Genomic DNA, 24,943 nt, shown 5'->3' with positions numbered 1-24,943 from the left:
CTTTCTGTGCGATCACCAAATTTATCTCAACTTCAAGTCTTCAAGATTATGCCTCATTCCTGAATATCATCTTAGTTCAAAATTAAAATAATAGCTCAATATCATAAATTACACATAAGAAAAAAGCTGATCATTCTTTATGATCAACTTTTTCTGAGTCTTTGGATTCTTTTTCAGGTACTAGGTCAACCCCTCCTGGGTGGAGTGGGTGGCATTTTAGAATTCGTTTTATCGTTAAATAGCCGCCCTTTATTGCTCCAAATCGTTGAATAGCTTCTAGACCATATTGTGAACAAGTAGGGTAGAAGCGGCAACTTGGAGGTGTCAGAGGGGAAATTCCCTTTTGGTAAAATCGGATGAGAGATAAAAACACTTTTTTCATCGAATCATCTCTTATTCTGTGGTTTTATCATAATTTATTTCAGCAATAGCATCATGAAGGTGTATTGACTCTTCATTCTGACAAGCTACATAGAAACTCTGAACAAAAGGCATCTCATATAAATCAGCTGCAACTAGACGAACAATATCTTCTACAAATCGAGGATTCTCATAAGCTTGTTCTGTAACGGCTTTCTCATCTGGACGCTTCAAAACCGGATGAATTCGAGCGCTTGCGTTTGATTCAGAAGCTTCTAGAAGTGCTTCTTTCCAATCTAACTCTTGTTCATCAAAGTCATCTGTAAGTTTAACAGACATAGTGACTTGTCCTCTTTGGTTGTGTGCAGAATACTCACTGATTTCTTTTGAACAAGGGCAAAGGGTTGTAATTGTTCCTTTTAAGGAAACATCTATATCATAACCTGTCTCTTCATGATAGGTCACACTAATGGTTGCATCCGCATGATTCATTCCTGCTAAATCAGAAAATGGACCTCTTCTTTCAAAAAACCATGGGAACGTCACTTCTACGGAAGCGTCCTGTTGTTTCAATCGTTCTGCTAACTCTTTTGTGAATTTCTTAAGAGTATAAATATCAATAGCAAAACCTTCATTATGATACTTCTCCAGTTGTTCTGTGAAGCGGCTCATATTAGTCCCTTTACTTCCTTTACCTATGCTAGAAGAAAAACGAAACGTTCCTATTGTTGTTTGTATTTCTGGTTTTTTTGTACTATGAATGCGGATTGGATGCTTTACATTTGTTATGCCAACTGCATCTAAATCAAAAAGGAAGTCCTTTTTTGAGTTTTGCAGGTCGGCCATATCATTTTTCTCCACAGGCTTCGTTCTTGGACCTGGATCAACAGAGCCAAATAGTTTATGACGATCTTCTTTAGAAGGTAGTTGTTTTTTAGCGTTAACGTCGGTCTTATTCATAGCGATGACTCCTTTCAAACTTCTCATCGAAACTAATTCAAAGTATACAGGAAAAGAATGCATGTATTCAATTTTAATACTTATAGAATGTGCTATCGTAACATATAGTATAGGTTTGAACGTAATCCCTTATTCCATTCCTTCAAGCTATTATTATATCATGAGAATCCCATCACTATCTTAAAAATCTTACATATTTGGTTCGGATTGTCCTACTTTATGCATAGAATGGTGACAACACCATAACAGCAAGGAAGGTGGAATTAGATGATAGGAACTGCGGTATTCCAAAGTGATGTGAATGAATTTATTATGTATGAGGGAATGGAGCTTGAGACATTTAGCTTACTAAAGCATACAGGAAGTTGGAAATGCTCTTTTGTGACGAAGCGAATGGAATATATGATTCCTTGCTATTTTGTAGAAAGAGAAATTGATTGGGATTATGGTTACTAGAATAGGTGTTGAAATAACAATCCATTCTGTCTTTTATGATGAAGCGATAAAGAACATGTAATAGGAAAAGAATCCCGCTTGTCCACACTAGACAAGCGGGATTTTACATGCTTTAGATTATTTGAGGGTAAATAAAGCATCCTTACATCCATGTAATTTTGGGTTCTGTTTTATTAAGTATTCGTTTTATGTTTGTGCGGTGTCGATATATGACAAATAATGTTAAAATACTTGTAACAATAATCAACCCTATTTCTTGAAGAATAATGGCAGCGATAACTGTAACAATACCAGTTACGATAGAAGAAAGAGATACATATTTTGTTACGTATAGCGTTACAAAGAACGTTGCTAGTATAATCAAGAATAATAGCGGAGAGACAGCTAAAATGATTCCGCCTGAAGTAGCGACGGCTTTCCCACCTCTGAAATGGGCGAATATAGGATACATATGCCCAATCACTGCAATTATTCCGATAATAAGCAAATTGATATCACTATCGAAAATCCATGGTAAACGTGCTGCCAATGTTCCTTTTAATATGTCAGCTAATGTTACGATTAACCCAGCCTTAACCCCGAGAACACGAAAGGTATTCGTCCCGCCTAAATTACCGCTGCCATGTTCTCGAATGTCTGTCTTATAACCAATTTTACCTACTATGAGTCCAAAAGGGATAGAACCAATCAGATAAGCTATGAGTCCAAATAGTATATAATCCATAGTACAGCTCCTTTTTCGGGCAATTTGCTTACTATATTTTATCAGAAAGAAGTAATAGAAAGAACAGCATTCTTGTTTTCTATACGGACAATTTACATTACGTTATCGTTTTAAAGGAGAGTAGATATTGCCTAGACTGAATGATCATCAACGTCAAACAAATAAATCTAGTAAAACAGTATGGATTGTATTATCAATTTCCATACTGTTTGTCCTATCCTCTATTATATTCTGGGTCATTTACCCATTTCCTTCAGATGAGAAGGTGCCATATTTTGAACAAGATTATACTCTCATTTATAAAGGGGAGGCTTTAAGCTTACATGGAATGTATGATGATCAGGCTTATATTCCTTTCTCGTTTATACAAGAAAACATTGATAAATCTATTCAATACGATGAGGATTCCTCATCTGTTATCGTAACGACGAAGCAGGAAGTCTATCAAATGCCAAATAATTCATCCTCTTTTTACGTAAATAGCAACCCAGCTGAATTAAGCTTTCCAGCCGTTAAAAAGGACAATGGAGTAATATATTTAGCTAGTGAATGGTTACAAGAAGTGTACTCTATTACAGTTAACTATGCTGAAAACACGAACTCCATTACAATCTATGAGAATCAACAAGTGTTACAAAAAGGTGAGGTAAATGATGAAGATGCTGTCAGGGTACGAATGAAACCTACAGTTACGTCTCCCTATGTAGCAGAACTTGCGTTGGATAACAGCGTAGTAATTGAAGGAGAAGAAAATGGATTCTATTCCATAAGAACTAAAGAGGGCGTGGGAGGTTATGTGAAAAAACCCTCCATTACACTTGCAGGAACAGAAACAATCACAACGAAGACAGACAAGGTGAAAAATCCTTTTCAACCTAATCTAGAGTGGCCAGTGAATATGACTTGGGATGGAATCTATCAAGCTAGTGCTAACCCTTCTTCTCAACCTTCTCTACCAGGAGTTCAAGTAATATCACCAACATGGTTTGAGTTGGAAAATAAGCAAGGGGATATTCAGAACATAGCTTCTAAATCATATGTTAAGAATGCACATAATAAAGATTATCGTGTGTGGGCGATGTTTTCAAATGCTTTTGATCCTGATTTGACAAAAGAGGTATTAGCTAATTTTGAATCACGTCAACATGTTATAAATCAATTGCTAGAGTATGCTGATGTGTATAATCTAGATGGGTTTAACTTTGACTTTGAAAATGTTTATGAAGAGGATGGGGAGAAATTAACTCAACTAATGAGGGAATTTGTGCCAAGGGCTCACCAAGCTGGCTTAGTAGTATCCATGGATATAACATTCTTATCCACTAGCGGTCAGTGGTCTAAGTTCTACGAACGAGCTAAGTTGGCTGAGATTACTGATTATTTAGTGGTTATGGCCTACGATGAACACTGGTCAGGATCCTCTGATCCAGGTAGTGTTAGTAGTCTACCTTGGGTAAGAAATAACATGAATCGATTACTAGAACAAGTTCCACATGATCAATTGATATTAGGTATTCCAATGTACACTCGTTTGTGGAAGATGGAAACTTTAGATAATAGTGAAACAGAAGTTACCTCAAAAGCATTAACGATGGAACAAGCCGAAGAATGGATGGAAGAGTATAATGTGAAACCTACTTATGATGAGGAAACTGAACAAGATTATGTAGAGTATTCTCCACCTGAACAAGAAATAACGTATAAAATGTGGTTAGAAAATGAAACGTCTATCGAAAAACGAGCACAATTAGTTCACAGATATGAGCTTGCGGGAATAGCATCATGGACAAAATATTTCGCCAATGAGCAATCATGGGAAACACTTGAGGAATCTCTATCTCATCGTAAAGAAATTAAAAAGAATGAGTAACATATCAATATGGGCAGGATACATGCAATTCTGCCCTATTTCGTTTATCATAATATAGAATACAAAATCGACCAATTTACTAGGTATTGTAATGGAAGCAAGGAGGAAAAAAATGATTGAATTTACGAATGTAAGTAAAGTGTATCCCGATGGAACCGAAGCTGTTAAAGATATGAGCTTCCACGTGGAAAAGGGAGAACTACTTGCATTAATTGGCCCAAGCGGATGTGGCAAAACAACATCCATGAAAATGATCAATCGACTCATAGAACCTACCTCAGGTACGATTAAAATACATGATAAGGATATTAGGGAATATAAAATTTCTGAACTTCGTTGGAATATTGGGTATGTACTTCAGCAAATCGCACTGTTTCCTCATATGACAATTGAAGAAAATATTGCGGTAGTACCTGAAATGAAAAAATGGAAGAAACAAAAAATAAACCAACGCATTGATGAATTAATGAATATGGTGGGGCTTGATCCTGAAACCTACAAGAAACGAGTTCCGAGTGAATTATCAGGAGGACAGCAACAACGTGTTGGAGTAGTTAGAGCGTTAGCGGCAGACCCAGATATTATATTAATGGATGAGCCGTTTAGCGCATTGGATCCGATAAGCCGCGAACAGCTTCAACAGGATATTCAGCAACTCCAAAAAGAAATACAAAAGACCATTGTGTTTGTTACACATGATATTGACGAAGCTCTTTCCCTTGGTGATCGTGTTTGTCTCATGAAAGAGGGAGAAATCGTCCAGCTTTCCACTCCGCAAGACTTAATACTAAATCCATGTAATGATTTTGTTAAAAGCTTTGTTGGAGAGCGGAAATCCCCATGGCAAACTGCAGTTGATGTGATGGTGGATCAAAGTAAGACACACATAATCCAAGAAAATGACCTCCCACCTCAAAAGGGACTCTATATCATTGAAGACAGTGAACACCATTATAAAGGTGCTATACAAGACGGTGAATCTATAACGTTGCCTCCACTTTCAAATGAAATGCACTTACGTAATGCGACGGATGTGTTTGAGAAACATAATGTAACTCTATTACCTGTAGTTAAAGGTGATAAATTAGTAGGGACGCTTTCTTATCGTGACATTGTGATCTACCTCCAAGAACAAACGAAAATAGATAATGGGGTGATCCAACAATGAATGAATTCATTTCTGTCTTACAAGAAAGACAAGGTACGTTATTACAGGCTATTTGGGAACATTTACAATTATCAATTATTGCTTTGTTAATAGCTATACTAATCGCTGTTCCACTTGGTTTATTGTTAACAAGAACACGTAAAGTAGCAGAGCCAATTATAGGTTTTACGGCTGTACTACAAACGATTCCCAGCTTAGCTATACTAGCATTTTTAATTCCATTTTTGGGGATAGGGACAAAACCTGCTGTTGTAGCATTAATTGTTTACGCGTTACTTCCTATTCTTCGTAATACATATACCGGAGTAAAGGAAGTCAATCCTGCCCTGAAAGAAGCGGCAACAGGAATGGGCATGAGTTCCTTCAGAAGGCTTTCAAGAGTTGAACTTCCCTTGGCAATGCCTGTCATTATGGCTGGAATTCGTACTTCAATGGTTTTAATTGTAGGAACAACAACCATTGCAGCTTTAATTGGAGCAGGTGGCTTAGGTGAGTTAATCCTTCTTGGTATTGATAAAGGAGGTAATTTGAACCTTATTCTCTTAGGGGCAATTCCTGCAGCACTTCTTGCGATTATTTTAGATGTCATTTTACGGCTAGTAGAAAGTACCTCTGCTAAATCCGGTTTCCGTTCATTGGCAACCATCTTAATCGTGTCATTGTTAATTGTGACTACTCCATTTGTCTTTAACCGTGAACGTCAACCCGATCTAGTGGTAGGAGGTAAGATCGGTGCAGAACCGGCTATTTTAATGAACATGTACAAGCTCTTAATTGAAGATGAGACCGATTTATATGTGAAGACAGAACCTAATCTTGGTAAAACAGATTTCGTCTTTGAAGCATTAAAGACAGGTGATATTGACATTTACCCTGAGTTCACAGGAACAGCCATTAATACGTTTTTAGGTGAACAAGCAAAAAGCAATGACCCCCAAGAAGTTTATCAACAGGCAAAAAAAGGAATGATGGAAGAATACAACATGGCTTTTCTTCAACCAATGGAATTTAACAATACGTATGCAGTTGCTACCACACAAAAAATAGCAGACCAATATGGCTTAGAAACAATAGGTGATTTAAAGTCCGTACAAGATGAACTTGTCGCAGGCTTTACGCTTGAGTTTAAGGATAGACAAGATGGCTATCAAGGAATGAAGGAAGTATATAATCTTGACCTAAATATCGAGACGATGGAAGCGGGTGTGCGACAGCAAGCTATTAAGAGTGGTGAAGTTGATATTATAGATGCATACGCCACAGAGGGTTATATGATTGAATATAACTTAAAAGTGTTGGAAGATCCTAAGAATTTATTTCCTCCATACCAGGGTGCTCCATTGATGCTTCAGCAAACTGTTGATCAATATCCAGAGTTAAAGGGGATACTAAATCAACTAGGTGGGCAAATTACGAAACGCCAAATGCAAGAAATGAATTATAAAGTAGACTCCGAAGGTCAGGAGCCAATTGCTGTGGCAAGAAAATATTTACGCGATAATGGCTATTTAGAGTAAAGGAGTGTTTAGAATGGCATTTAAAAATCCTTCGAATGACCGGATAAAAGACATATTAGAAACGTCCAAAACGATTGCTGTAGTAGGACTATCAGATAATCCATCTAGAACTTCCTATCAAATTTCTAAGGAAATGCAAAATTCAGGCTACAACATCATTCCTGTTAACCCAACGATTGAGGAATCGTTAGGTGTAAAAGCAGTGGACTCACTAAAAGATATCAATGAACCCATTGATATCATTAATGTATTCCGTCGTTCCGAATATCTTCCTGACATAGCACGTGAAGCGGTGCAAACAGATGCGAAGGTGTTTTGGGCACAGCAGGGAGTTGTGTCCGAAGAGGCAGCAGATTATTTACAGGAGTATGATGTCACAGTCTTAATGGACACATGCATTAAAGTAGCACATTCTGTTACAATAGGTAAGTAATGTAGAAAATCCCTGTTTTACAGGGATTTTCTTTTTGCATGATAGATGATAAAAAGACATGTAGAATGGACACCTGTTTTACAAGTAAACAAACCCCTTAAATCTCAATTCTTTAAGGCAGTTTAAGGGAAGAAAATGTTTTGAATAAAAGTGCAAAATTTTGGTGTTTTAGAAAAAGACTGTTTGATTCGTTTCTGAAACAAGCTAAAATAAGAAAGAATAGATGAATTACTTACATGGTTCAATGTCGTTAAGCTCTTATTTACAAAATCGAACATCCGTTCTATTATATAGTAAGAGCAACGAAAGGAGTACAATAGATTGGTAAATGACAACACACAATACAATGATGATTCAATACAGGTGCTAGAAGGACTTGAAGCTGTTCGAAAACGACCTGGCATGTATATTGGAAGTACAGATCACAGAGGACTCCATCATCTAGTGCATGAGATTGTCGATAATGCAGTTGATGAAGCTCTTGCTGGATTTGGTAATCGAATAACGGTCACCATACATAAAGACCAAAGCGTATCTGTACGCGATGAAGGACGTGGTATGCCTACAGGGATGCACCGCCTAGGGAAGCCCACCCCTGAAGTCATACTTACCGTGCTACACGCAGGAGGTAAGTTTGGTCAAGGTGGATACAAAACTAGCGGAGGTTTACATGGAGTTGGTGCATCAGTCGTAAACGCGTTATCCGAATGGCTTGAGGTCACTATCTTTAGAGATGGTCAAATGTATTACCAACGCTTTGAAAGCGGTGGCAAACCTGTTACCTCCTTAGAACAAAAAGGAGCTACAAGAAAATCAGGTACACTCATTCAATTCAAACCAGATTCGAGCGTGTTATCGACAACCACTTTCCATTTTGATACGTTATCTGAGCGCTTACGTGAAGCGGCATTTTTATTAAAAGGGTTAGAGATTGTCCTGGAGGATAAACGACACGATATGAAAGAGAGCTATCAATATCCTGATGGACTTGAATCCTTTGTTTCTTATCTAAATGAAGAAAAAGATACTTTGCATCCTGTAGTAGCCTTTGAAGGAGAACATGAAGAAATCAATGTTGATTTTGCCTTCCAATTCAATGATGGCTATGCGGAGAGCATGCTTTCCTTCGTGAATAATGTTCGTACAAAAGATGGAGGAACCCATGAATCTGGAGCGAGATCAGCGATAACAAGAAGTTTTAATGACCATGCTCGTAAAACAGGGTTACTAAAGGAAAAAGATAAGAATCTAGAGGGTTCAGATATTCGAGAAGGTTTTACAGCTGTCATTTCTGTTCGGGTACCAGAGGAAAAGCTTCAATTTGAAGGCCAAACGAAAAGTAAACTAGGAACTCCTGAAGCTCGTTCCATTGTAGATTCCATAGTATCGGAAAAATTATCATACTTCTTAGAAGAAAACCCTGACGTAGCTTCTATGCTTATTAAGAAATCAATCAAAGCGAAAGAAGCACGTGAAGCAGCTCGAAAAGCGCGGGAAGATGCAAGGTCAGGTAAGAAGAAAAAACGAAAAGAAACGATGTTGAGTGGAAAGTTAACACCAGCACAGTCTAAAAATGCTCAGAAAAATGAATTGTATCTCGTGGAGGGTGATTCAGCAGGTGGGTCTGCTAAGCAAGGACGAGATCGTCGCTTTCAAGCCATTCTTCCACTTCGAGGTAAGGTTATCAATACAGAGAAAGCAAAACTCCAAGATATACTAAAGAATGAGGAAATCGGTACAATCATTCACACTATTGGAGCAGGAGTCGGTGCTGATTTTAATATAGATGATTGTCAGTACGACAAAATTATTATTATGACAGATGCTGATACGGATGGTGCTCACATTCAAGTATTGCTGTTAACGTTTTTCTATCGTTATATGCAAGATTTAATTCGTGCTGGAAAAGTATATATTGCATTACCACCGCTATATAAAGTGTCCAAAGGGAAAGGTAAGAAAGAAAAGACCCGTTATGCATGGGAAGAAGACGAGATGAAAGAGATTCTAAAAGAATTTAAAAATGGATATAGCATCCAGCGTTATAAAGGTTTAGGAGAAATGAATGCGGATCAATTATGGGAGACAACGATGTCACCTGAAACTCGTACGCTTATCCGTGTAACCATAGATGATCTAGCACAAGCCGAACGCCGTGTAACTACGCTTATGGGAGATAAAGTAGAGCCACGACGCAAATGGATAGAATCACACGTAGCATTCGGGTTAGAAGAACAAACAAATATTCTAGAAAATGATAAACTGCAGTCCTAGAGGGGGATCAACTTTTGGCTGAAACAGAAAAATATATGGATTTGCCATTAGAAGAAGTCTTAGGCGACCGTTTTGGGCGTTATAGTAAATACATTATTCAGGACCGAGCTCTACCAGATGCTAGAGACGGTTTGAAACCAGTTCAACGTAGAATCTTATATGCCATGCAGCATGAACGTAATACACACGATAAGCCATATCGTAAGGCTGCTAAAACCGTAGGTACGGTTATTGGTAACTATCATCCACACGGTGATACATCCGTTTATGATGCAATGGTTCGTTTAAGTCAAGATTGGAAAGTTCGCAATGCGTTAGTAGAAATGCATGGAAACAATGGTAGTGTCGATGGTGACCCACCGGCAGCGATGCGTTATACAGAAGCACGATTATCGAGTATTGCTTCGGAATTACTCCGCGATATCGATAAAGATACAGTTGATTTCATCCCAAACTTCGATGACACCATTGAAGAACCAGTTGTACTACCTGCCAAATTTCCAAATTTACTTGTAAATGGCTCTACTGGTATTTCTGCGGGGTATGCAACAGATATCCCACCTCATAATTTAAATGAGGTTATTGATGCTGTGATGATGAAAATTGATCGTCCAGAGGTAACCATCGATGAAATTATGTCTGTTATGAAAGGCCCTGATTTTCCAACTGGAGGAATTATTCAAGGTGTAGATGGAATTAAACAAGCCTACGAGACTGGAAAAGGAAAAGTCGTTGTAAGAGGTCGTGCGGTAATTGAAGCACTTCGTGGAAATAGAGAACAAATTGTTATTGATGAAATACCCTATGACGTGAATAAAGCAACACTCGTTAAAAAGATGGACGAACTTCGCCTTGATAAAAAGGTCGAAGGAATTGCGGAAGTCAGAGATGAAACAGATCGCACAGGGCTACGTGTAGTTGTGGAACTTAAGAAAGATGCGGATAGCAAAGGGATTCTCAATTACCTTTATAAAAATACAGATTTACAAATAAGCTATCACTTTAATATGGTAGCTATTCATAATAAAACACCAAAGCTATTAAATCTACAATCTGTTTTAGATTCTTATATTGCTCACCAGAAAGAAGTTGTTACTAGACAATCACAATATGATTTGCAAAAAGCTAAAGACCGCTCTCATATTCTTGAGGGTCTAATGAAAGCAATCTCCATCTTGGATGAAGTCATTGCAACCATTCGTGCATCACAAGATAAACAAGATGCAAAGCAGCAGTTAATTAAACAATATGAATTTACTGAAGCACAATCAGAAGCAATTGTGAATCTACAATTATACCGCTTAACGAACACAGATATTACCTCCCTTGAGGAAGAAGCAGAAGAACTTAAGAAGCGAATCGCTGAGCTTGAAACTATTTTAAGTGACGAGAAAAAACTGCTTCGTGTCATTAAAAATGATTTGAAGAGCATGAAGAAAAAATACGCCACTGAGCGAGTGACTGCTATTGAAGAAGAGGTAGAGGATCTTCAAATCAACCTGGAAGTCATGGTTGCAAGCGAAGATGTTCTAGTATCTATAACGAATGAAGGTTATATTAAGCGGACAAGCCTTAGGTCTTATGGAGCTTCAAATGGTGGCGATTTTGCAATGAAAGATGGCGATCACTTATTAGGACTCTTTGAGATTAATACGACAGATACATTACTGTTATTTACAAACAAAGGAAATTATTTGTTTATACCTGTACATCAACTACCTGATATTAGGTGGAAAGACTTGGGACAACATTTAGCAAATATTATATCAATCGAGAAAGATGAACGAATTATCAAAGCCGTTCCGATAAGGAATTTTAAAGAAGAAAAGTTCTTATTATTTGTAACTCGAAATGGAATGATTAAACGAAGTGAATTGTCGCTATATCAAGCTCAGAGATATTCTAAACCGTTAGTTGCCATCAATCTCAAAGATGATGATGAAGTTGTAGATGTTCATGTGACAGATGGACACTATGAAGTATTTTTAGCCTCCAACAATGGATATGGTCTTTGGTATCATGAAACTGAAGTGAAGCCAATAGGACAACGAGCTGCCGGTGTGAAAGCAATGCAGCTAAAAGAAGATGAGTATATCGTAAACGGTAAAGTGTTCAGTGATTTGACTAACCCTTCCGTTGTATTAATCACCCAACGTGGTGCTGTAAAACGTATGAGATTAAAGGAATTTGAACAAACGACAAGGGCAAAGCGTGGAGTCGTTATGTTACGTGAATTAAAACGTAATCCACACCGTATTGTGGCCCTTGAATTAGTGGACGATCGAGAAGCTCTCCAATTGAAAACAAGTAGGGGAGAGATCAAAGAAATCATTCCGTATGAATTGAAAACAAGTGACCGATACAGCAATGGATCCTTTGTTGTGGATGTAGACCGAACTGGTGAGGTAATAGATGTATGGAGAGAAGCAACCTATCAAAAAGTATTTGACGTTCAAGATACTGAAACTGGTTCATCCAATTAAATAGTAGGTCAACAAAGCCGTCTGTAAGGTAGTAGAGAACAGGCGGCTTTTTTTGATGATAAGAAGATGGATGCAGGACTTGTAGTAGTATTTTAAAAATACTTAGTAGCAACTCCGAACATAAAAAGACATAAAAAGAAAAAACCAAAAACAAGAATAAATAGTTCCTAAGGACAAGGAAAGAGATTACAACTTAAAATAACCTCTGGTGAAAATTATATTCTTTTGAAACTGATTGAGGACATTTTCGTAGAAATAAGGTGGAAAGGAGAAGGAGTTATGAAGAGATATTTCTTTTTTATAGGAAGCTTTATTTTACTTTATTATATTTATGAGATCACTTCAGGCTTGTTTTTGACTATAACTTATACTTCAGACGTTTCTAATTCTTCTACTATTTCACATCAAAAAATAAGTTTTGGAGAAAGAAATATTCATTTGTTAATCATGTTACTGATTGCTAGCATCTCTTATTTTATATCGCAATTATTTAAAGAACAGAAAAGATAGCTGTTTTATTTATACTAACTCAGATAGTATCTATGTACATCCAACAAGGAATAGGGGGGGATAATGAAGCACCTAAGGAAACCTGAGGTTATGATTTTAGGTACATTTCACATGATACATACACCTGATTTATATAGAGTTGATGCGAGTGATTTACTAGAACCAAGAAGACAAGAGGACATACGTAAAGTGATTGAGAGGATTTAGGAGTTTAGGCCAACTAAGATAGCATTTGAAGTAGTAAAGCAAGAGAATGATAGGGTGAATCATCATTATTAAAACTATCTAAATAACCAAATCGATTTAGGAATAAACGAAATTCATCAAATCGGGTTTAGGCTTGCTGAGGAATTGGATCATGAAAGAATCTATGCTGTTGATTGGATGGATAGTATATATAGATACTTAAGTGAATTGAATGAGGAAGAACGAGCAAAGAGAGACCATGAACAGTATATGGCGGTCGCAAGGATAGGGAATAGCTTTTCTTTTCCTATTAATATCAACAGTATTTTTTTAACACAGTCATTTCTTAAAGATAGGTATGAATTATGTTTTTAAGTTAAGTATTTGTTTGCTGATATAACCTCAAACTCTCCCCTTTCCATTAGAAATTGAGAAAAGAAACAAATTATGTTGGTATAGACTAGGTTAGATGGTGGTACCAACGAAACCTTACGATATACGCAAACCTTGCGAATATAACAGATGCGCAGTAAGATCGAGCGTTAATGCTAGTCGGTTCTGCGCATCTTCATTTATTAATTTATATCATTATAATACATTTTAGGTTGGTTTTCTTTTGCCCACTCATATACTTGTCCAATACCAAGATTGCCTATCACCCCATTATCTCAAAAACTTGAGTTCTCTTTTTATTTGGTTTAAGAGGAGTGTACTAATATCAAATATATCTCGATTTAAGTCTTCAAGATTATGCCTGTTTGAAAATATCAACAGCAATATGTAACGAAACCTAAGAAACAAAAAAGACTGTAAATAGATTATTTACAGTCTTTCCCATGTAAAGTATGTGCTTTAACGTTTAATACTCATTATAGAATACATACTAATGAAGTGTTATCTAAGATAGTGTCAATTAATTAAGCTAATTGATTAACCTAAGGAAATACTGTTTCGACCAGCCTGCTTACTATTATATAATGCTGCATCTGCTTGTTTATATAGGAATGCGAATGTGTCTGCGGGGTCTTTTTTGGTTGCTATTCCTATACTAACTGTAATCATGACAATTTCAAGTTCTGATGGAATAGAGTGGCTTTCGATTATTGCGCGTAATTGTTCTGCTTTTATTGAACTTTCATATTGATTTAATCCAGGTAATAATACAGCAAATTCTTCACCACCAAAGCGACTTATAATACCTTCATCTCCAATTACATCATAAGCAATCTTCGCGAATCCCTTTTAAACAGCGTCTCCAACATCACATCATGACCGTATTTGTCATTGACACCCTTAAAATTATCAATGTCCATTAGCAATACAGAAATATCAGTATAATGGTTTAAATATTGGGTCGCATTACTAATGAAATGTTTTCGATGAAATAGACCGGTAAGATCATCTGTAATTGCTTTTTTATATAGTTCCCGTTCATATTTTTTCGATCGGTAATATTTGAGAAAATAGAAAGTACGCCTGAAGGTTGATTCTGGTTATTAAATATAGGAATAATCTGTACCGTGTAGAAATCTTGTTGGTCATTTTTTATCTCAATTTCAAAATCTTGTTTAATTTGTGCGCGATATGCATCTAAAAGCTCTGAACTAGAAAGAATTTCATCGATAGGTCTTCCAAGAAGGTTGTTAGGTCTACTATTTGTCAATTTGTATAGAATTTGTTCCGCTGTAGGATTAATGGCTAATAATGACTAAAGTAAATCAGAATTCATCTCTGTAGTTCTTTTGCTAGCGAAACAAGAACAATAGACTATTCAAAACAGGGAAAATTAATTATGTTTGTTTTCTGAAAGTTATGATAAAATATCACCATAGAGGTTAGTTTGAGGAAAGGTAGAGGAGAAGGTGTATGGCAGAGTTGAAAGAGAGGATAATCCAATCTTCCCTGGATTTGTTTGAAAAACATGGTTATCATGGTGTATCTATCAATCAAATTGTAGAACATTGTGGGGCTTCAAAGGGTGGTTTTTATCACTATTTTCATTCTAAGGATGAACTTTTATATGTGATACACGATACGTTTATTACATATGTATTAGATAAGGCCAATCAAGCAAAGGAAACGTATCAAGCCCCGACGGATCAGTTACAAGCTATCGTTCATTCTTTTGTTCGAGTATTTGACCTCTATAAAGCCCATATTTATGTGTTCTATCAAGAAAGCACTTATTTAAAGCCTCATTACGAGGAGCTAATTAAGAAAAAGCGAGATCAATTTAAGCAAAATATTTTTGAAGTGATTAGAAAAGGTCAAGATGCAGGTGAGTTTCGTAATGAACTGCCACCAGAAATTGCTGGTATGGCTTTGTTAGGAATGGTTAACTGGACGTATAAATGGTATCGAAGAGAAGGAGAAAAACCCATTGATGAAATTGCTTCGATTTATGTAGATATTATACTACATGCGTTCCTAACCTCAGAAGAAATGAATAAAGACACGAACCAAGAGTACTTTTTGAAGGAAGCTTTTTTATTTGACAATGATTAAAGGTTTTACTTTTGAGCAATACCGACCAACCAGTCGGTATCTCTACTCATAAAGGAGAGTGTTAAAATGGATTTCTCATTAACAAAAGAACAAGAAATGACCCAAAAGATGGTACGTGATTTCGCTCAAGAAGTGATTGCACCAAGAGCAGTCGAATTAGACAAGAATTCTGAATTTCCTAAAGATATTTTTGATGAAATGGGGAAACTCGGTATTCTTGGAATCCCGTTTCCGGAGAAGTATGGTGGTGCTGGTGGGGATACGTTAACGTACGCACTGGCTGTTGAAGAGATTGGTCGTGTATGTGCAGGTACTGGGTTAAGTTATGCTGCAGCTGTATCACTTGGAGCTAGTCCCATCTACTATTTCGGCACAGAAGAACAGAAACAAGAGTACTTAGTCCCTTTGGCTAAAGGGGAAGCTCTAGGGTCATTCGGTTTAACAGAACCAAATGCTGGATCAGATGCAGGAGGAACGCAAACCCGTGCAGAACTAGATGGTGATGAGTATGTAATTAATGGCGAAAAGTCCTGGATTACAAACGCTGAGTATGCAAGGAATATAACGGTTACCGCTGTCACAGGCAAAGACGACAAAGGAAAGAGTATCATTTCGGCATTTATCGTTCCTCAAGGGACAAAAGGAATGAAGATTAATAGTAATTACGACAAAATGGGCGTACGCGCATCCAATACGTCCGAGATTGTACTAGAGGATGTTCGTGTACCAAGAGAAAATGTCTTAGGTGATCCTGAGAAGGGCTTTAATCAATTTTTATATACTCTCGATGGTGGTAGGATTTCTATTGCTGCACTCGCAGTTGGCATTGCTCAAGCATCACTTGATAAAGCACTGGCATATGCAAAAGAACGTAAACAATTTGGGAGGTCTATTTCCAAGTTTCAAGCAATCCAATTCAAGTTAGCAGATATGGCTATGGAAGTGGATTTAGCTAGAAATATGGTAATGAAAGCAGCATGGTTGAAGGATCAAGGTAAGCCATTTAAGAAAGAATCTGCGTATGCTAAATTGTTCGCTTCTGAAACCGCTTTCCGTTCAGCGAACCAAGCTATCCAAATCCATGGAGGCTACGGCTATATGCGTGAATATGAAGTGGAACGATACCTTCGTGATGCAAAGTTATTAGAAATCGGAGAAGGAACATCAGAAATCCAACGCTTGGTAATTAGTCGTGAATTAGGGTGTTAATAGTTTAGAACTATTGTGCTGTCTTATGATTTATAATCAATTAGGAGGTTACGCATGTCCCTTTTACAACTAACTGTGGGTGAATTGTTAGAAGATAAAGCGAGAAAATATCCGGACTATGAAGCATTTGTCTATCCAGAACATGACCTCAGGAAGACCTATGAAGAATTTAATGAAATGGTAAACGATGCAGCGAAAGGGTTTATGGCACTTGGTGTCGAAAAAGGAGATCATGTAGCTATTTGGTCAGATAATAAACCAGAGTGGCTAGTATCCCAATTTGCTACTGGGAAAATGGGTGCTGTCCTTGTAACAGTCAATACGAACTACCAAGCGAAGGAACTAGAATACTTACTAAAGCAATCAGATGCAACTACGTTAATACTCGCTGAAGAATTTAAAGGCACTTCTTACTTGGACATTTTATTTCAAGTGTGTCCTCAATTAGAAACATCACCAAAAGGGGAACTTTTCGCCCCGAATCTACCAAACTTAAAAAATATCGTTGTGTTAGGTGAAGGAAATTATGAAAACCTTTACACATGGGATGAAATCATTCAAAAAGGCACACAGCTATCAGATGAAGTGCTTAAAAGAAGACAGGAAACATTGCATTTTAAAGATGTCATTAACATGCAGTACACTTCTGGAACAACAGGCTTCCCTAAAGGAGTCATGTTATCTCATTACAATATCGTTAATAACGGTAAACAAGTTGCTGAGTGCATGAAACTAACAGAAGATGATCGTCTCTGTATTCCTGTACCATTCTTTCATTGTTTTGGTTGTGTACTAGGGACGATGGCAGCAGTTTCTCAAGGAAGTACGATGGTAATCCTGGAGCAATTTGACCCTGAAGAAGTTCTAAAAGCTGTTGAACAAGAACAATGCACTGCACTTCACGGTGTACCGACGATGTTTATTGCGGAATTAAATCATCCTTCATTCAACGACTTTGAATTCAAGCATCTTAGAACAGGTATCATGGCTGGTTCTACATGTCCTATGGAAGTAATGAAAAATGTAATGGATAAAATGGGGGCAACGGAAATCACGATTGCCTATGGTCAAACCGAATCATCTCCAGTTATAACACAAACCCGGACAGATGATCCTATTGAACTCCGTGTAAGTACAGTTGGGAAGGCGCATCCAAATGTAGAAGTGAAAGTAATTGACTCATCAACTGGAGAAGAAGTACCACAAGGCGAACCAGGGGAGTTATGTACACGAGGCTACCTTGTCATGGAAGGCTATTATAAAAATAAAGAAGCGACATACGCAGCCATCGATGAAGAAGGTTGGCTCCATACAGGGGATATTGCGGTGATGGATCAACAAGGATACGTTGAAATTACTGGTAGGATAAAAGATATGATTATACGCGGTGGGGAGAATATTTACCCTAGAGAAGTAGAAGAATTCTTGTACCAGCATCCAGATATATTAGACGTACAGGTCATCGGAGTTCCAGATGAAAAATACGGGGAAGAACTCATGGCATTTGTCATTTTGAAGGAAGATGTCTCCACACCTTCACAAGAAGACATTCGAGCCTTTTGTGAAGGGGAAATTTCAAGGCATAAAATACCAAAATATATACAATTTACGGATGAATACCCTATGACCGCGAGTGGAAAGATTCAAAAATTCAAGTTGCGTCAGGAAGCAGAAGAAATCGTTAATACAAATGTAAAATAAGGAGGATGTTCAATGTTTCAAAAAGTATTAATCGCTAATCGGGGAGAAATTGCATCTCGTATTATTCGTACATGTCAAAAAATGAACATCCAGACTGTTGCGATTTATTCGGAGCCAGATGCAGATAAACCGTTCGTGAGAGAAGCTGATGAGAGTTACCCCCTTGGTGGTTCTCGAGTGAATGAAAGCTATTTAAATGTTGAAAAAGTCCTAGAGATTGCGGAGCAAGCTAATGTAGATGCTATTCATCCTGGGTATGGACTTCTTAGCGAAAATGGAGACTTTGCAAATTCTATTGAAGCGAAAGGGATTACGTTCATTGGACCTTCACCTGATGTCATGACCAAAATGGGCAGTAAAGTTGCAGCTAGAAAAACCATGCAGGAAGCAGGCGTGCCTGTCATACCAGGGACAGAGTCTGCTGTAGAAACTCCTGAGGATGCCATCGAGGCAGCAAAGGAGATAGGGTATCCAATCATGCTAAAAGCTTCTGCTGGAGGTGGAGGCATCGGCATGCAAATCGTAAACAATGATGAAGAATTGCAAAAGGCTTTTGAAAGCAATTCCAAGCGAGCAACGATGTTCTTTGGGGATGGAACGATGTTTCTTGAGAAGAAGATTGTAGAACCACACCACGTGGAAATACAAATTCTAGCTGATGGAATAGGGAATACTATCCATTTATTTGAGCGTGAATGTTCGATACAACGACGTCATCAAAAAGTAATTGAGGAAGCACCATCTCCGTTTATTTCAGAAGATACACGGCAGCGAATGGGAGAGGCAGCAGTGAAGGCAGCTAAAACAATTGGTTATAAAAACGCTGGAACAATAGAGTTTTTAGTAGATAAAGATCAACATTTTTACTTTTTAGAAATGAACACCCGTTTGCAAGTAGAACACCCTATCACAGAAGAAATAACCGGATTAGATATTGTTGAGGAACAGCTCCGTATTGCTGCTGGGGAAGAATTACGTCATAAACAAGAGGATTTGATGATTCAAGGACATGCTTTAGAAGTTCGTATCTATGCTGAGGATCCAAAGACGTTCTATCCTGCTCCGGGCCAAATGACTAGTCTATCCTTACCTGAAGGAGATTACGTTAGGCATGAACTTGCTGTAGATGGTAGTTCGTTTGTATCTCCTTTCTATGATCCAATGATCGCGAAATGTATCACGTCAGCAAGTAATCGAAACGATGCCATTCAATTAATGGAGAAAGCACTAAAGGAATATCACGTAGAAGGAATAAAAACAAATCTTCCTATGTTACGTGACATCCTAGCTCTTGATGCATTTAAACGAGGCAATACAAACACACACTTTATTGAAACGTACTATTTAAAGGAGGAAGCAAAATGATGGAAGTAAAAGCAAACATGGCAGGAAGTGTATGGAAAATAGTTGTAGCGGAAGGGGAAGCAGTATCTTCTGGACAGGATCTACTTATTTTAGAATCTATGAAAATGGAAATTCCAGTTCCAACAGATGATGATGGTACAGTTAAAGAATTAAAAGTGTCAGAAGGGGACTTCGTAAACGAGGGCGATGTTGTCGCAATCCTAGAATAGATAGGAGGTATTTTTCTTGAATATCCCTCAAAAAGTAACAGTGAAGGAAGTAGGACCTAGGGATGGTCTTCAAAATGAACAAGAAATGATTTCTACCGAGGATAAAGTAGAATGGATAAACCAGTTATCAGAGACTGGTTTATCCTATATTGAAATTTCATCCTTTGTTCATCCAAAATGGGTTCCTCAACTTGGAGATGCACTAGAAGTTGCTAAGGCGATAAAAAGGAAAAAAGATATAACGTATGCAGCCTTAGTCCCTAATCGCAAGGGATTAGAAAGAGCACTGGAAGCTAACGTGGATGAAGTATCCATTTTTATGTCCGCTTCAGAATCGCATAACAAAAAGAACATTAATAAAAGTATTGAGGAAACATTCCCAGTACTCCAGGAAGTTGTAAATGAGGCGAAACAAGAACAAAAATCCGTGAGAGGGTATCTTTCAACTGTCTTCGGTTGTCCTTATGAAGGCTCCGTTTCTATTGATAATACACTCAGAGTTTGTCATGAGCTTTTTGAAATGGGCATTGATGAACTTTCGATTGGCGATACGATAGGTGTAGCTAATCCAGTTCAAGTTGAACACGTTCTAAAAACCATGGATAAGTATTTTAATAAAGACCATTTGGCATTGCATTTTCATAATACACATGGCACTGCACTTGCAAATGTTCTAACAGCATTACAATTGGGTTATCATACCTTTGATAGTGCTCTTGGTGGACTTGGTGGTTGTCCTTATGCAAAAGGGGCATCTGGTAATCTAGCTACGGACGACCTTTTGTACATGTTGCAAGGGATGAATGTAAATACAGGAATTGAGCACGAAAGACTTCTTGATGCGGGACAATTTATTCAGCAAAAGATGAATAAATCTTTACCATCCCATCATATGCAGATATTGAATAAAGGAGGCGCCTCCCAATGACGAATGCAGTGACCTTAGAAATGAGCGGTTCCCATATTGCCATAATTACATTAAACCGTCCTGAAGCGGCAAACTCATTTTCTCATCAATTGATGGATGATTTAGAGGTTTTGATTCATGAGGTAAAACAAAATGACGCTATTCGGTGTGTCATTGTGACTGGCTCTGGTGAGAAATCATTTTGTGCAGGAGCAGATTTAAAGGAACGTTCAACCATGACCCAACAACAAGTCGTTCAAACCGTACATAGAATTGGTGAAGTGGTCAATAAAGTGGAGTCTATTCCTTGTCCAGTTATTGCTGCAATAAATGGTGCAGCTTTTGGGGGAGGGCTTGAACTTTCCCTTGCATGTGATATTCGATATGCGTCAGAGACATCCAAGATGGGGTTAACAGAAGTTTCGCTTGGCATTATTCCTGGCGCAGGTGGTACACAGCGCTTGCCTAGATTAATAGGACTTGGGAAAGCCAAAGAACTAATCTTCAGTGCAAAACGGATTGATGCAATGGAAGCTTCAACTCTTGGTTTAGTGGAACAAGTGGTACCACAACAGACTTTAATGGAACAGGCTCTCCAACAAGCAGAACGTATTGCTGCCAATGCACCCATAGCTTTAAAGCAAGCGAAACATGCTATTCAACAAGGGTATGAAGTAGACCTTCATAGTGGACTTGCAATTGAGTGGATGTGTTATCAAACGACCATACCTACTAAAGATCGGCTTGAAGGATTAGAAGCATTCAAAGAAAAGCGAAAGGCTAATTTTAGAGGAGAATAAAGACAGGAGGGTGTAAGATATGAAATTTGAAGAAGCCTTTGAAGAACGAGTAGAAACAATTAGAAAAGGTGGTGGCGAAAAGTACCATCAGCGCAATGAAGAAAAAGGAAAGATGTTTGTCAGAAAACGCCTTGAGCTTTTATTTGATGATGACATCGAATTAGAAGATGCCTTTTTTGCAAATGCTCAAGATGGAAGTCTTCCTGCTGATGGGGTTGTGACCGGGATAGGCAAAATCAACGGCCAATCTGTATGTGTAATGGCAAATGATTCCACTGTAAAGGCCGGCTCATGGGGAGCAAAAACGGTTGAAAAAATTATTCGAATTCAAGAAACAGCTGAAAAATTAGAGATTCCTATGCTCTATCTAGTTGACTCAGCAGGCGCACGAATTACAGACCAAGTAGAAATGTTCCCTGGTCGAAGAGGAGCAGGGCGCATCTTCTATAATCAGGTGAAGTTATCTGGTCGTGTTCCTCAAGTGTGTTTATTGTTTGGACCATCTGCTGCAGGAGGTGCTTATATTCCGGCATTTTGTGATATCGTCGTGATGGTTGAAGGAAATGCTTCGATGTATTTAGGATCTCCACGTATGGCTGAAAAAGTTATCGGGGAAAAAGTAACGCTGGAAGAAATGGGTGGAGCTAAAATGCACTGCTCAGAATCAGGATGCGGAGACGTGTTAGCAAAATCTGAGGAAGAAGCAATAGAGTACGCAAAGCATTACTTAGCCTATTTTCCACAAAATTATAAAGCGAAGCCACCTGTCCAAGAAGCATTGCCGATTAAAGAACATGAAAAAACGATTGAACAATTAATTCCGGAAAATCAAAATGCCCCTTTTGATATGTATGAGTTTATTGATCACCTAGTAGACGAAGAATCATTCTGTGAAATAAAAAAACTTTTTGCTCGCGAATTAATAACAGGGTTAGCCCGTATGAATGGGAAACCAGTTGGCATTATTGCCAACCAGCCACGCATGAAAGGTGGCGTTCTGTTCCATGACTCTGCAGATAAAGCAGCGAAGTTTATTAATCTATGCGATGCTTTTAATATTCCGCTTCTATTCCTAGCAGATATTCCAGGATTTATGATTGGAACGCGAGTAGAGAAAGCCGGTATCATTCGTCATGGTGCTAAGATGATTTCAGCCATGAGTGAAGCATCTGTCCCTAAGATCTCTGTCATCGTTCGAAAAGCATATGGAGCTGGATTATATGCCATGGCAGGCCCTGCGTTTGAACCAGATTGTTGCATTGCCCTTCCTAGTGCCCAGATTGCCGTTATGGGACCTGAAGCAGCAGTGAATGCGGTGTATGCAAATAAAATAGCTGAACTACCAGAGGAAGAACGACCTCAATTTATAAAAGAGAAGCAAGAAGAATACAAAGAAAATATTGATATCTATCGCCTTGCTTCCGAAATGGTTGTAGATGAGATAATTACTCCAAATCGTTTGCGAGATGAACTCATTAAACGATTTGAGGTATATGAATCTAAAAATCTAACCTTTACAGAACGCAAACATGGGGTATATCCTGTATAAGCTAAAAAACGTGAAGCAAAACCCTCGTATTTTTCATATACGGGGGTTTTGCTCCTTGTCATTTAGTGCATGTATACTTATATAATAAAGAGAAGAGATTTTGAAGGAAGAGGTGTTTCCATGAAATTAAACGATGTAATAAATAATATTGACTACGAATTGATTCAAGGCACAGAAGATACGTATATTGAATCAATCTCCTATCACTCTAAGCATATTGAGCAGGACTCACTCTTTGTATGTATAAAAGGACAACGTACTGATGGACATGACTATATTGCACAGGCTGTCATGAAAGGGGCTTCAGCGATTATAGTCGAAAGAAAAGTAGCCTTGGAATTTATACCAGAAGATTTAACGGTGATCCAAGTGGACAAGGCTCGTTCTATCTTACCTTCATTAGCTAGTCAATTCTATCAGTATCCTTCCAGAGATTTTCGGTTAGTAGGCGTAACTGGGACGAATGGGAAAACCTCTGTATCTCATATGATCTCTTCCATTCTACAACATGCTGGCCGAAAAGTGGGCAGCATTGGAACGCTAGGAAATAAAGTGAACGAAATGGATATAGAAAGTCGACGAACGACACCAACAACCCCAGAAGCGCTGGACCTTCAAGATACCTTCTCTAAGATGAAACAATCTAGCGTTTCGGATGTTGTTATGGAAGTCTCTTCGATGGGACTTGCTCTGGACCGTGTAAATGGATGTGATTTTGATATTGGTGTATTTATGAATCTAACCCAGGATCACTTAGATGATCATGGAACATTCGACAACTACAAACAAGCGAAATTGAAATTGTTCAAGAGCTGTCCATTCTCCATCATCAATGCTGATGATGAGCATGCCCATGATTTCATTGATGCTAGTATAGGAAAATACACAACGTTTGGAATAACGAATGGAGAAGCGGATTTACGGGCTGTTTCTATTACCAGTACTGCTTCTAGTGTTTCTTTTACACTAGAAGGGGAAAATCTAACCGAAGAAATCAGTGTCCCTATCCCGGGTGAATTTACCGTGTACAACTCATTAGCTGCCATTGCGAGTTGTTTACAAATGGGGCTTTCAATTGAAAAAATTAAAGAAGCGTTAGCTGTTGTAAAAAGTCCTGAGGGGCGCTTGCAGACTATTGAATCTGATCAAGGGTTCTCTGTTATGATTGATTATGCTAATACCCCAGATGCGCTGGAAAACGTCCTATCAAACATAAGAGCTTACACGGCCGGAAAACTGATGGTGGTATTTGGTTGTGGTGGAGATAAAGACCCTAAAAAAAGAGCAAAAATGGGACAGATAGCCAGTCGATGGTGCGATCATATGATTTTAACATCAGATAATCCTCGGTCTGAGAACCCCTCAACCATCATCCAAGATATAGAAGAAGGGGTATTACTTGAATCCAGCTACGAAGTTATTGAAGATCGACGAAAAGCAATAGAACGAAGCATCCTTCTAGCTGAACAAGGAGATATTATTCTAATCGCTGGAAAGGGATTTGAAACAGATCAAATCATTGGCGAAACAGTACTCCCATTTAATGATGTAGAAGTAGTGAAGAGTCGTTTAGCATCCTCACCAGCATCATCATAAACACTTAAAGTATGCCACAGTCCATGATAGGGCTGTGGCTTTTCTTGAGATATTTCGTTCACTTTTGTTCACAAAGAATTCATAAAACACTTTTTAAAATGAATTACAAAAGAGTATGTATTGCGTTATATTTGTAGTAGTTGTGCCTATAAAAAAGATTT

The 24,943-nt window shown here is 38.0% G+C and carries 23 protein-coding genes and 1 pseudogene; 18 read left to right on the top strand and 6 right to left on the bottom strand.

From position 1 onward, the window contains the following. Positions 1-130: 130 nt before the first annotated feature. Complete coding sequence (gene yidD / locus GLW08_RS00875) at positions 131-382, bottom strand: membrane protein insertion efficiency factor YidD (RefSeq protein WP_160846710.1); 252 nt, start codon at positions 380-382, stop codon at positions 131-133. A gap of 11 nt (positions 383-393) precedes the next feature. Continuing rightward, positions 394-1,320, bottom strand: coding sequence for a GTP cyclohydrolase FolE2 (folE2, locus tag GLW08_RS00870; RefSeq protein WP_160846709.1), 927 nt, complete (start codon positions 1,318-1,320; stop codon positions 394-396). Between the two features lie 267 nt (positions 1,321-1,587). Here folE2 and GLW08_RS00865 point away from each other — a divergent pair, with 267 nt between their 5' ends. Next, positions 1,588-1,776: a hypothetical protein gene (locus GLW08_RS00865; RefSeq protein WP_160846708.1), complete on the top strand. Its 189-nt coding sequence runs from the start codon at positions 1,588-1,590 to the stop codon at positions 1,774-1,776. 142 nt (positions 1,777-1,918) lie between these two features. On the opposite strand, the gene plsY is transcribed toward GLW08_RS00865, so the two are convergent. Then, positions 1,919-2,500: a glycerol-3-phosphate 1-O-acyltransferase PlsY gene (gene plsY, locus GLW08_RS00860; RefSeq protein WP_160846707.1), complete on the bottom strand. Its 582-nt coding sequence runs from the start codon at positions 2,498-2,500 to the stop codon at positions 1,919-1,921. Positions 2,501-2,627: 127 nt separating this feature from the next. Between plsY and GLW08_RS00855 the strand changes: the two genes are divergently transcribed. The 8 genes and pseudogenes from GLW08_RS00855 to GLW08_RS22325 form a co-directional block, all read left to right on the top strand. Next, on the top strand, positions 2,628-4,370 hold the full coding sequence (locus GLW08_RS00855; RefSeq protein WP_160846706.1) for a glycosyl hydrolase family 18 protein: 1,743 nt from the start codon (positions 2,628-2,630) through the stop codon (positions 4,368-4,370). 112 nt (positions 4,371-4,482) lie between these two features. Then, the gene (locus GLW08_RS00850) at positions 4,483-5,538 is read left to right on the top strand and encodes an ABC transporter ATP-binding protein (RefSeq protein WP_160846705.1); all 1,056 of its coding nucleotides are present in this window, start codon (positions 4,483-4,485) and stop codon (positions 5,536-5,538) included. After that, entirely contained in the window at positions 5,535-7,055 is a 1,521-nt protein-coding gene (locus GLW08_RS00845; RefSeq protein ID WP_160846704.1) for an ABC transporter permease/substrate-binding protein, read from the top strand. The genes GLW08_RS00850 and GLW08_RS00845 overlap by 4 nt, the downstream gene beginning before the upstream one ends. Before the next feature lie 13 nt (positions 7,056-7,068). After that, positions 7,069-7,488, top strand: a complete 420-nt coding sequence (locus tag GLW08_RS00840; RefSeq protein ID WP_160846703.1) for a CoA-binding protein — start codon at positions 7,069-7,071, stop codon at positions 7,486-7,488. A 321-nt stretch (positions 7,489-7,809) separates the two neighbouring features. Beyond that, positions 7,810-9,762: a DNA topoisomerase IV subunit B gene (gene parE, locus GLW08_RS00835; protein WP_160846702.1), complete on the top strand. Its 1,953-nt coding sequence runs from the start codon at positions 7,810-7,812 to the stop codon at positions 9,760-9,762. Positions 9,763-9,776: 14 nt separating this feature from the next. Then, positions 9,777-12,245 carry a DNA topoisomerase IV subunit A gene (gene parC, locus GLW08_RS00830; protein ID WP_160846701.1) on the top strand — a complete coding sequence of 823 codons (2,469 nt, stop codon included), beginning with the start codon at positions 9,777-9,779 and terminating at the stop codon, positions 12,243-12,245. Positions 12,246-12,818: 573 nt separating this feature from the next. Next, positions 12,819-12,962, top strand: a complete 144-nt coding sequence (locus GLW08_RS00825; protein ID WP_160846700.1) for a hypothetical protein — start codon at positions 12,819-12,821, stop codon at positions 12,960-12,962. Between the two features lie 84 nt (positions 12,963-13,046). Next, positions 13,047-13,316, top strand: a pseudogene (locus GLW08_RS22325) (DUF5694 domain-containing protein); the annotation flags it as partial. A 555-nt stretch (positions 13,317-13,871) separates the two neighbouring features. Here the strand turns inward: GLW08_RS22325 and GLW08_RS22320 are convergent. Genes GLW08_RS22320 through GLW08_RS00810 form a run of 3 tightly spaced genes read right to left on the bottom strand, consistent with a single transcriptional unit; the run spans position 13,872 to position 14,604 of the window. Continuing rightward, positions 13,872-14,168 carry a GGDEF domain-containing protein gene (locus tag GLW08_RS22320; protein ID WP_160847844.1) on the bottom strand — a complete coding sequence of 99 codons (297 nt, stop codon included), beginning with the start codon at positions 14,166-14,168 and terminating at the stop codon, positions 13,872-13,874. Then, positions 14,153-14,308: a diguanylate cyclase domain-containing protein gene (locus tag GLW08_RS22315; protein WP_423808686.1), complete on the bottom strand. Its 156-nt coding sequence runs from the start codon at positions 14,306-14,308 to the stop codon at positions 14,153-14,155. Before GLW08_RS22315 ends, GLW08_RS22320 begins: the two co-directional genes overlap by 16 nt. Further along, entirely contained in the window at positions 14,284-14,604 is a 321-nt protein-coding gene (locus GLW08_RS00810; protein WP_160846699.1) for a hypothetical protein, read from the bottom strand. Before GLW08_RS00810 ends, GLW08_RS22315 begins: the two co-directional genes overlap by 25 nt. A gap of 203 nt (positions 14,605-14,807) precedes the next feature. Between GLW08_RS00810 and GLW08_RS00805 the strand changes: the two genes are divergently transcribed. The 9 genes from GLW08_RS00805 to GLW08_RS00765 all read left to right on the top strand — a co-directional run bounded on the left by GLW08_RS00805 (position 14,808) and on the right by GLW08_RS00765 (position 24,782). Beyond that, entirely contained in the window at positions 14,808-15,446 is a 639-nt protein-coding gene (locus GLW08_RS00805; RefSeq protein ID WP_160846698.1) for a TetR/AcrR family transcriptional regulator, read from the top strand. A gap of 66 nt (positions 15,447-15,512) precedes the next feature. Then, on the top strand, positions 15,513-16,655 hold the full coding sequence (locus GLW08_RS00800; protein ID WP_160846697.1) for an acyl-CoA dehydrogenase family protein: 1,143 nt from the start codon (positions 15,513-15,515) through the stop codon (positions 16,653-16,655). 54 nt (positions 16,656-16,709) lie between these two features. Then, entirely contained in the window at positions 16,710-18,356 is a 1,647-nt protein-coding gene (locus GLW08_RS00795) for an AMP-binding protein (protein ID WP_160846696.1), read from the top strand. Between the two features lie 12 nt (positions 18,357-18,368). Then, positions 18,369-19,721: an acetyl-CoA carboxylase biotin carboxylase subunit gene (locus tag GLW08_RS00790; protein ID WP_160846695.1), complete on the top strand. Its 1,353-nt coding sequence runs from the start codon at positions 18,369-18,371 to the stop codon at positions 19,719-19,721. Further along, complete coding sequence (locus tag GLW08_RS00785) at positions 19,718-19,930, top strand: acetyl-CoA carboxylase biotin carboxyl carrier protein subunit (RefSeq protein ID WP_160846694.1); 213 nt, start codon at positions 19,718-19,720, stop codon at positions 19,928-19,930. The genes GLW08_RS00790 and GLW08_RS00785 overlap by 4 nt, the downstream gene beginning before the upstream one ends. A gap of 16 nt (positions 19,931-19,946) precedes the next feature. Further along, positions 19,947-20,858: a hydroxymethylglutaryl-CoA lyase gene (locus GLW08_RS00780; RefSeq protein ID WP_160846693.1), complete on the top strand. Its 912-nt coding sequence runs from the start codon at positions 19,947-19,949 to the stop codon at positions 20,856-20,858. Then, the gene (locus tag GLW08_RS00775; protein WP_160846692.1) at positions 20,855-21,637 is read left to right on the top strand and encodes an enoyl-CoA hydratase; all 783 of its coding nucleotides are present in this window, start codon (positions 20,855-20,857) and stop codon (positions 21,635-21,637) included. The genes GLW08_RS00780 and GLW08_RS00775 overlap by 4 nt, the downstream gene beginning before the upstream one ends. 19 nt (positions 21,638-21,656) lie before the next feature. Continuing rightward, entirely contained in the window at positions 21,657-23,186 is a 1,530-nt protein-coding gene (locus GLW08_RS00770; protein WP_160846691.1) for an acyl-CoA carboxylase subunit beta, read from the top strand. Between the two features lie 120 nt (positions 23,187-23,306). After that, a complete protein-coding gene (locus tag GLW08_RS00765; protein ID WP_160846690.1) occupies positions 23,307-24,782 on the top strand; it encodes a UDP-N-acetylmuramoyl-L-alanyl-D-glutamate--2,6-diaminopimelate ligase in 1,476 nt (491 codons plus the stop codon). Positions 24,783-24,943: the final 161 nt, after the last annotated feature.

It is taken from the genome of Pontibacillus yanchengensis, from assembly GCF_009856295.1.
In the GTDB taxonomy this organism is placed as follows: Bacteria; Bacillota; Bacilli; order Bacillales; family BH030062; genus Pontibacillus; species Pontibacillus yanchengensis_A.
This window is presented reverse-complemented; position numbering and strand designations above follow the sequence as displayed.